Source organism: Dietzia sp. B19 (assembly GCF_014145155.1).
Classification (GTDB): Bacteria; Actinomycetota; Actinomycetes; order Mycobacteriales; family Mycobacteriaceae; genus Dietzia; species Dietzia natronolimnaea.
In genome coordinates this window covers 1-6,825 of the sequence record NZ_JAALED010000267.1, presented here as the reverse complement: position 1 = coordinate 6,825, position 6,825 = coordinate 1, and the positions used below count along the sequence as shown (strand labels likewise).

General features: G+C 69.4%; 9 protein-coding genes. 2 read left to right on the top strand and 7 right to left on the bottom strand.

Annotation, left to right across the window (positions count from 1 at the left end; all coding sequences use genetic code 11):
• From G6020_RS08560 to G6020_RS08550, 3 genes are all read right to left on the bottom strand, one after another.
• The coding region (locus G6020_RS08560) for a hotdog domain-containing protein (protein WP_182610332.1) at positions 1-288 on the bottom strand (288 nt) is incomplete at its 3' end.
• Between the two features lie 23 nt (positions 289-311).
• On the bottom strand, positions 312-938 hold the full coding sequence (locus G6020_RS08555) for a GyrI-like domain-containing protein (RefSeq protein ID WP_182610331.1): 627 nt from the start codon (positions 936-938) through the stop codon (positions 312-314).
• A 3-nt stretch (positions 939-941) separates the two neighbouring features.
• Positions 942-1,526, bottom strand: a complete 585-nt coding sequence (locus G6020_RS08550; RefSeq protein WP_179525247.1) for a pyridoxamine 5'-phosphate oxidase family protein — start codon at positions 1,524-1,526, stop codon at positions 942-944.
• A 153-nt stretch (positions 1,527-1,679) separates the two neighbouring features.
• Between G6020_RS08550 and G6020_RS08545 the strand changes: the two genes are divergently transcribed.
• Positions 1,680-1,835, top strand: a complete 156-nt coding sequence (locus G6020_RS08545; protein ID WP_187700734.1) for a sigma factor-like helix-turn-helix DNA-binding protein — start codon at positions 1,680-1,682, stop codon at positions 1,833-1,835.
• Between the two features lie 13 nt (positions 1,836-1,848).
• Here G6020_RS08545 and G6020_RS08540 read toward each other — a convergent pair whose 3' ends face one another.
• Both G6020_RS08540 and G6020_RS08535 read right to left on the bottom strand, forming a co-directional pair.
• Entirely contained in the window at positions 1,849-4,218 is a 2,370-nt protein-coding gene (locus G6020_RS08540; RefSeq protein ID WP_182610330.1) for an ATP-binding cassette domain-containing protein, read from the bottom strand.
• 80 nt (positions 4,219-4,298) lie between these two features.
• Positions 4,299-4,655, bottom strand: coding sequence for a hypothetical protein (locus G6020_RS08535; protein WP_182610329.1), 357 nt, complete (start codon positions 4,653-4,655; stop codon positions 4,299-4,301).
• A 153-nt stretch (positions 4,656-4,808) separates the two neighbouring features.
• Here G6020_RS08535 and G6020_RS08530 point away from each other — a divergent pair, with 153 nt between their 5' ends.
• Complete coding sequence (locus G6020_RS08530; protein WP_179525251.1) at positions 4,809-5,153, top strand: RNA polymerase-binding protein RbpA; 345 nt, start codon at positions 4,809-4,811, stop codon at positions 5,151-5,153.
• A 107-nt stretch (positions 5,154-5,260) separates the two neighbouring features.
• Here G6020_RS08530 and G6020_RS08525 read toward each other — a convergent pair whose 3' ends face one another.
• Together G6020_RS08525 and lnt are read right to left on the bottom strand one after the other, a co-directional pair.
• Entirely contained in the window at positions 5,261-6,028 is a 768-nt protein-coding gene (locus tag G6020_RS08525; protein ID WP_179526231.1) for a polyprenol monophosphomannose synthase, read from the bottom strand.
• Positions 6,029-6,040: 12 nt separating this feature from the next.
• A partial coding sequence (gene lnt / locus G6020_RS08520) for an apolipoprotein N-acyltransferase (RefSeq protein ID WP_182610328.1) occupies positions 6,041-6,825 on the bottom strand: 785 nt, incomplete at its 5' end.

Below are 6,825 nucleotides of genomic sequence, written 5' to 3'. Positions count from 1 at the left end.
TCGCCCGCCGGTCGACGCCCGCAGGAAGTCGGTGCCGTTGTGGACGCCGACCGCGATCTGGCCCCGGTCGGCCACGGCGGCTCCGGCGCCCGCGCCGCCCGCGGACTCGACGATGCTGGCGTAGACACCCCCGTGGACGGTCCCCCACGCGGTGAGGTGGTCCTCGCCCAGAAGCGCATGGCCCCTGAGGCTCGTCGCGGTCACCTCGTCGATGACGAGCCCTGAGGCTCGGACGAACCTGCTCGCGTCATCGGAAGAGGCATCGGGGAATCCGTCGGAGGTGGTCATGAGTTCTTTCTACCCGCACCCGATCACTGCTCCGCGGCGCTCGCCACGGGTTGGCGCAGTATCGTCCGCAGCCGAGCCGGTTCGGTCTTGCGCGCGTCGGAGAGATAGATCTCGTGGTGGTGCCCCGAGGCGATCAGGCCGCGACCGGTGATGGCCTCCTCGTGCATCCGGGCGATGACCGGACCCTCCGCGTCGTACGGTCCGACGTGCAGGGTCTGGACGGCCGGGCCCTCCGCGAACTCCTGGAGGCGGACCCGGTCCACCGCGACGTGAGGCTTCCTCCGGGTCACCGTCTCCACGGCGGAGGCCACCATGTCCTCGGTGACCCGGTCCGGCTGCCAGATCATCATGGTCCACGCCCAGGCGTCCTTGTCCCGCGCGGTGAACACCCCGAGGTCGTCGGCGTACCAGAGACCCTCGAGCGGGCCGACGGTGTGGACTCGCCCGAGTTCGACCCTGGCCACCGCCCGCACCGCATAGGAGCACGTGTACAGCGCCTCGAGCACCTTGCCGTAGTCGGCGGAGGTGTTGGGGTTCCCCGAGCCGTCGGCCGTGAGGAATCGCATCGGTGGTACCTCGACCAGGTCGAACCTCGCGACTGTGCCGTTGTAGAGGTCCCTGCGCTCCCGTTTGATGTCGAAGGTTCCCACGTCTCACCCTTCCCGCAGTTCGTCGATCTGCCGGCGGTACACCTCGGTGAGGTCATCGATGTACGCGCGATCCCACCTCGGCGTGATGTGCTTGCTGCAGTTGGCGTCGGCGGCCACGAGATCCACGACGATCGCCCTCTCGACATGCCCGGTGTAGGTCCTCTCCCCCATCGAACGCAGGCGCCCGATCAGGTCCGGGTCCCGGTCCGGTTCGATGACCCGGGCGTGACCGAACACCTTGAGCCTGGCCCGGGTGGGATAGTCCACGAAGAGCAGACAGACGCGCCCGTCGTGGTCCATGTTGCCCACGGAGACGTACTGACGGTTTCCGCGGAACTCCAGCCACGCGAGAGAGGTGTGCGTCAGGACGTGGACGAACCCGGTGGGTCCCCCGCGGTGCTGGACGTACGGCCACCCGGACTCGGTGACGCTCGAGAGGAGGAAGTGGTCGGCGCGCCGGATCAGCGCGGAGTCCGTGCCCTCCAGGGCGAATTCGCCGGTCTCCGTCGGCCTGGTGACGCCCGTCGACTCCTGCCGTGCACGGGCGGCGGGACCGAACGCGATCTCGGGATATCGGTTGGTGGGCATGACCACGACCCTAGTCCGCCGTACCGGACCGTCAACTCTGATTGACGCGCCCGGTGCTGTCAACGTAGGTTGACGAACGAGGTGAGAAATGTGAACACGACCTATGACGACGCCGACGACCACGAGGACGACACGCCGAACCCGGTCGCCCGCCTGGCCGCGATCGCGGAGGCGAGGGCGGCGCTCGCCCGGGAAGAGTCGGCGGCGGTCCGACACGCTCGGCTGCACGGGTTGAGCTGGGCGGAGATCGGAGTCGTCCTCGGAGTGAGCAAGCAGGCACTGCACAAGCGGTTCGGTAAGGCGGGGTGATCGCCGGTACCCCTCACCCGATCGCGGGCTCGACACCCTCCGCCACGTACCGCGCGAGGTGCTCACCGGTGAGCGTGGACCGGGCTGCCACGAGCTCGGCGGGCGTGCCCTCGAACACGACGCGGCCGCCACCGTGGCCGGCCCCGGGACCGAGGTCGATGATCCAGTCCGCGTGGGCCATGACGGCCTGGTGGTGCTCGATGACGACGACGGACCTGCCCGCGTCCACCAGCCGGTCGAGCATGCCCAGCAGGTTCCGGACGTCGGCCAGATGCAGGCCGGTGGTCGGTTCGTCGAGCACGTAGACCTCCGCTTTGTCCGCCATCTGCGCGGCCAGCTTGAGACGTTGCCGCTCCCCTCCCGACAGCGTGGTCAGCGGTTGTCCCAGCCGGACGTAGCCCAGTCCCACGTCGCGGAGCCGGAGCAGGATCTTGTGCGCGGCCGGGATCCGCGCCGGTCCCTCGCGGAAGAACTCCTCTGCCGTGGCCACCGACATCGCCAGGACCTCACCGATGTTGCGCTCCCCCAACCGGTACTCCAGGACCTCGGCCTGGAAGCGCCGGCCCTCGCAGTCGTCGCACGTCGTGGCGACCCCCGCCATCAGACCGAGATCGCTGTAGATCACGCCCGCCCCCTTGCACGTGGGGCACGCGCCCTCGGAGTTGGGGCTGAACAGGGCGGGTTTGACCCCGTTTGCCTTGGCGAAGGCCTTCCGGATGGGCTCGAGCAGCCCGGTGTAGGTGGCCGGGTTGCTGCGGCGGGACCCGCGGATCGCGGCCTGGTCGATCGCGACCACACCGGGACGTGGGGAGACCGACCCGTGGATGAGCGAGCTCTTCCCGGAGCCGGCCACGCCGGTCACCACGCACAGCACGCCCAGCGGGATGTCGACGTCCACGTCCCGGACATTGTGGGCGGTCGCGCCCCGCACCTCGAGGTGGCCGGTCGCCCTGTGGACCCTGTCCTTGAGCGTCGCGCGGTCGTCGAGGTGGCGGCCGGTGACCGTGTCGCTTCCCCGGAGGCCGGCGACCGACCCCTCGTAGCAGATCTCGCCACCGGTGGACCCGGCACCGGGCCCCAGGTCCACCACGTGATCGGCGATGGCGATGATCTCCGGCTTGTGCTCCACCACGAGGACGGTGTTCCCCTTGTCACGCAGCCGCAACAGCAGGTCGTTCATCCGCTGGATGTCGTGCGGGTGCAGACCGATCGACGGCTCGTCGAACACATAGGTCACGTCGGTCAGCGCCGACCCCAGGTGTCTGATCATCTTGACGCGCTGCGACTCACCACCGGAGAGCGTGCCGGCCGGCCGGTCCAGGGAGAGGTAGCCCAATCCGATCTCCACGAAGGAGTCCAGGGTGTGCTGCAGCGCGGCGAGCAGCGGGGCGACCGATGGTTCGGAGACCCCGCGAAGCCACTCGGCCAGGTCGGTGATCTGCATGGCGGAGGCATCGGCGATGTTCAGTGCGCCGATCCGCGACGATCGTGCGCCCTCGTTCAGGCGGGTGCCGTCACACTCCGGACAGGTGGTGAACACCACGGCTCGCTCCACGAATGCCCGGATGTGCGGCTGCATCGCCTCGACGTCCTTGGCCAGCATCGACTTCTGGATCTTCGGGATGAGCCCCTCGAAGGTCACGTTGATCCCGTCGGCCTTGATCTTGACCGGTTCCCTCCGGAGCAGGTCGTGCATCTCCTGTTCGGTGAAATCGCGGACTGGCTTGTCCATGTCGAAGAAGCCGGACCCCGCGTAGATGCGTCCGTACCACCCGTCCATCGAGTACCCGGGTACCGTGATGGCCCCCTCGGCGAGGGACCTGGACCGGTCGACCAGAGCGTCGACGTCGAAGTCGGACACCGACCCACGCCCCTCGCACCTGGCGCACATCCCGCCGGTGATGGAGAACTCCGCCTTCTGCCGGGTGCCGTCAGCCTTCGTCAGGACGCCCGCCCCGCTGGCGGACGCGACGTTGAACGAATACGCCTTGGGTCCGCCGATGTGCGGCTCCGCCAGTCTGCTGAACAGGATGCGCAGCAGGGCTCCGGTGTCGGTGGCCGTGCCGACCGTCGAACGTGGGTCGGACCCCATGCGCTCCTGATCCACCACGATGGCGGTGGTGAGGCCGTCGAGGAGGTCCACGTCGGGGCGCGCGAGGGTGGGCATGAAGCCCTGGAGGAACGCGCTGTAGGTCTCGTTGATCATCCGCTGGGACTCGGCGGCGATCGTGGCGAAGACCAGTGAGCTCTTGCCGGAACCGGACACCCCGGTGAAGACGGTGAGCCGTCGTTTGGGCAGGTCGACGTTGATCGACTTCAGGTTGTTCTCCCGCGCCCCCCGGACGCGGATGACGTCATGGGAATCGGCGATGTGCTCACTCACGGGGCGTCTCCTCGCTGGGGTGTCTGCGGACAACCGTAGGTGCCGGACACCCCGCCGGGGAGGGATACCTCAGTCGCGGTTCACCTCAGTCGTTCGGCGCGCCGGGCAGCGTCCACCAGGTCACCGGACATCCGGGCCAACTCGGTGGCGTCCTCTCCCTCGAGGATCGCGCTGCGCAGGTCCTCGCACGCGCACCTGAGCTGGAACATCCGGTCCATGAGGTCCGTCGACTCGGCTTCCGAGAGCACCACCGTCCCCTCCGGCAGTTCGCGGACCCGCAGAGACTGCCGTTGCTCGTAGGCGCGCTGACGGCACGACCGGCGGCAGTACCGTCGTCGTCGGCCCGTGTCGCCCTCGTCCACCGGACGCCCGCACCACGCGCACGAGGCCTCGCCCCGCCGAGGCGGGGGTTGAGCGGCGGGGGCGTCGGTGTCCACGGAGGTCAGGGTACCGAGACGGTGCCCGGCTGGCCTGCTGCCGTATCCCGTGGGAACATTTGGGGGGTCACCTGGCGTTACATCACCAGGAACACGGCAGCGTCGTGTCGCAGGCAGCTGGACAGACGGACGAACACGGTAGAAGGAGTTCGCATGGCAGATCGAGTCCTCAGAGGCAGCCGCCTCGGTGCGGTGAGCTACGAGACCGACCGGGACACCGATCTCGCGCCCCGGCGGATGGCCAAGTACCAGACGGAGAACGGCGAGGTGTACGAGGTCCCGTTCGCCGATGACGCCGAGATCCCCGGGACCTGGATGTGCAAGAACGGCCAGGAGGGCCAGCTCATCGACGGTCCGGCGGTCGAGGTCAAGAAGGGCAAGCCGCCGCGTACCCACTGGGACATGCTCCTCGAGCGTCGCTCGCTCGACGACCTCGAGGACCTGCTCAAGGAGCGGATGGACATCCTCAAGAAGCGTCGGCGCGCCGGCGCCCGCTGAGCATCCTGACGCCGGGCATCACGACCCGGCAAGGACGCCCCGGCCCCCTCACGGGGCCGGGGCGTCCTGCGTTCAGGGGTGCCAGATCGGCTCCGGAGGGCGCCGGCTCAGCGCCGGACGAGTGACGTCAGTTGACGGCGCCGCTTCTCCCAGCCCCAGCGGGCCACGTTCACGGCGGCCTCCCGGAAGATCGACTCGCTCATCTTGGACTGCCCGACGGTGCGCTCGGTGAAGGTGATCGGGACCTCGACGACGGTGCCCCCGGAGTTCAGCAGCCGCCAGGTCATGTCGATCTGGAAGCAGTAGCCCTTCGACTCGATCGCGTCCAGGTCGAGGCGTGTCAGTGACTCACTGCGATAGGCCCGGAAGCCGGCGGTGATGTCCTTGATGCCCACCCCCAGCATGATCCGGGAGTAGACGTTGCCGCCGCGGGAGATCACGTGGCGCTGCCACGGCCAGTTCTCCACGCTGCCGCCGGGCACGTAGCGCGACCCGATCACCAGGTCCGCGCCGTCGTCGACCGCCGCGAGCATCGCGGGCAGGCGCTCGGGCGGGTGGCTGCCGTCCGCGTCCATCTCCACCAGCACGGTGTAGCCGCGCTCCAGTCCCCAGCGAAATCCGGCGATGTAGGCCGCCCCGAGCCCCTGCTTGCCCGGGCGGTGCAGCACGGTGATCCGCCCCCGCGTGTCCCCGGCGGCGAGCTGGTCGGCGACCTCCCCCGTGCCGTCGGGGCTGTTGTCGTCCGCGATGAGGACGGCCACGTCGGGAGCTGACGCGAGCAAGCGCTCGACGACGCCGGGCAGGTTGTCCCGCTCGTCGTACGTGGGGATGATCACCAGGGTCCGCGCGGACGCAGCGGCGGGCTCAGGCGCCATCGGATCGGTCACTTACGTCTCCTCGTGCTCGGTCGCGGGTCGCTGCCGGGTGCGGATCAACGCCCATCCCAGGCCGACGAGCCCGATGAGACAGCTCACCATCTGCGGTATGCCGCCCAGTCGGGTTGCCATCGTACCGGCGGTCCCCAACTCGACCCGCGCCGCCAGCGTCGCGGGCTCGAAGATCCCGGTCTCCTGGAGCACCTCACCGTCGGGGCCGATCACCGCGCTGACCCCGCTCGTGGCGGCGATGAGGACGGGGACGTGGTGCTCCACGGCCCGGACCCGCGACATCGCGAGTTGCTGGTAGGTCATCGGGGATCTGCCGAACGTCGCGTTGTTGGTGGGCACGGTGAGGATCTGCGCGCCGCGCGCGATCGGTTCACGGGCCGCGGCGTCGAAGGCGATCTCGAAGCAGATGGCCACACCGAGGTCGATCCCGGCCGCGGTGATGAGCCCGGTGCCGTCGCCCGGGACGAAGTGCCCCGCGGTCCGGGCGATCGGGAACAGCGCTTCGAGCGGCGCGCGGAGGGGCAACCACTCCCCGAACGGCTGGATGTACTTCTTGTCGTGACGGTCGACCACCGGCCCGGCGGCGGAATCGGACGATCGGCCGTCCCAGACCAGGTACGAGTTGGTGGCCTCGGGGCCGTCACCCACACGCAGGACGGTGCCCACGAGGATGGGGGCGTCCAGGCGTCGGGACAGGGCGGTGATCTGGTCGCCGGCCAGTCTGTCGGCCAGGGGCGAGATGTCGGAGGCGTTCTCCGGCCACAACACCAGGTCGGGCCGGGCCG

Bases quoted from the DNA above. Each gene is read 5' to 3' on its own strand.
- G6020_RS08550 (WP_179525247.1), bottom strand. From the start codon at position 1,526: ATGCCCACCAACCGATATCCCGAGATCGCGTTCGGTCCCGCCGCCCGT.
- G6020_RS08530 (WP_179525251.1), top strand. From the start codon at position 4,809: ATGGCAGATCGAGTCCTCAGAGGCAGCCGCCTCGGTGCGGTGAGCTAC.
- G6020_RS08525 (WP_179526231.1), bottom strand. From the start codon at position 6,028: ATGGCGCCTGAGCCCGCCGCTGCGTCCGCGCGGACCCTGGTGATCATC.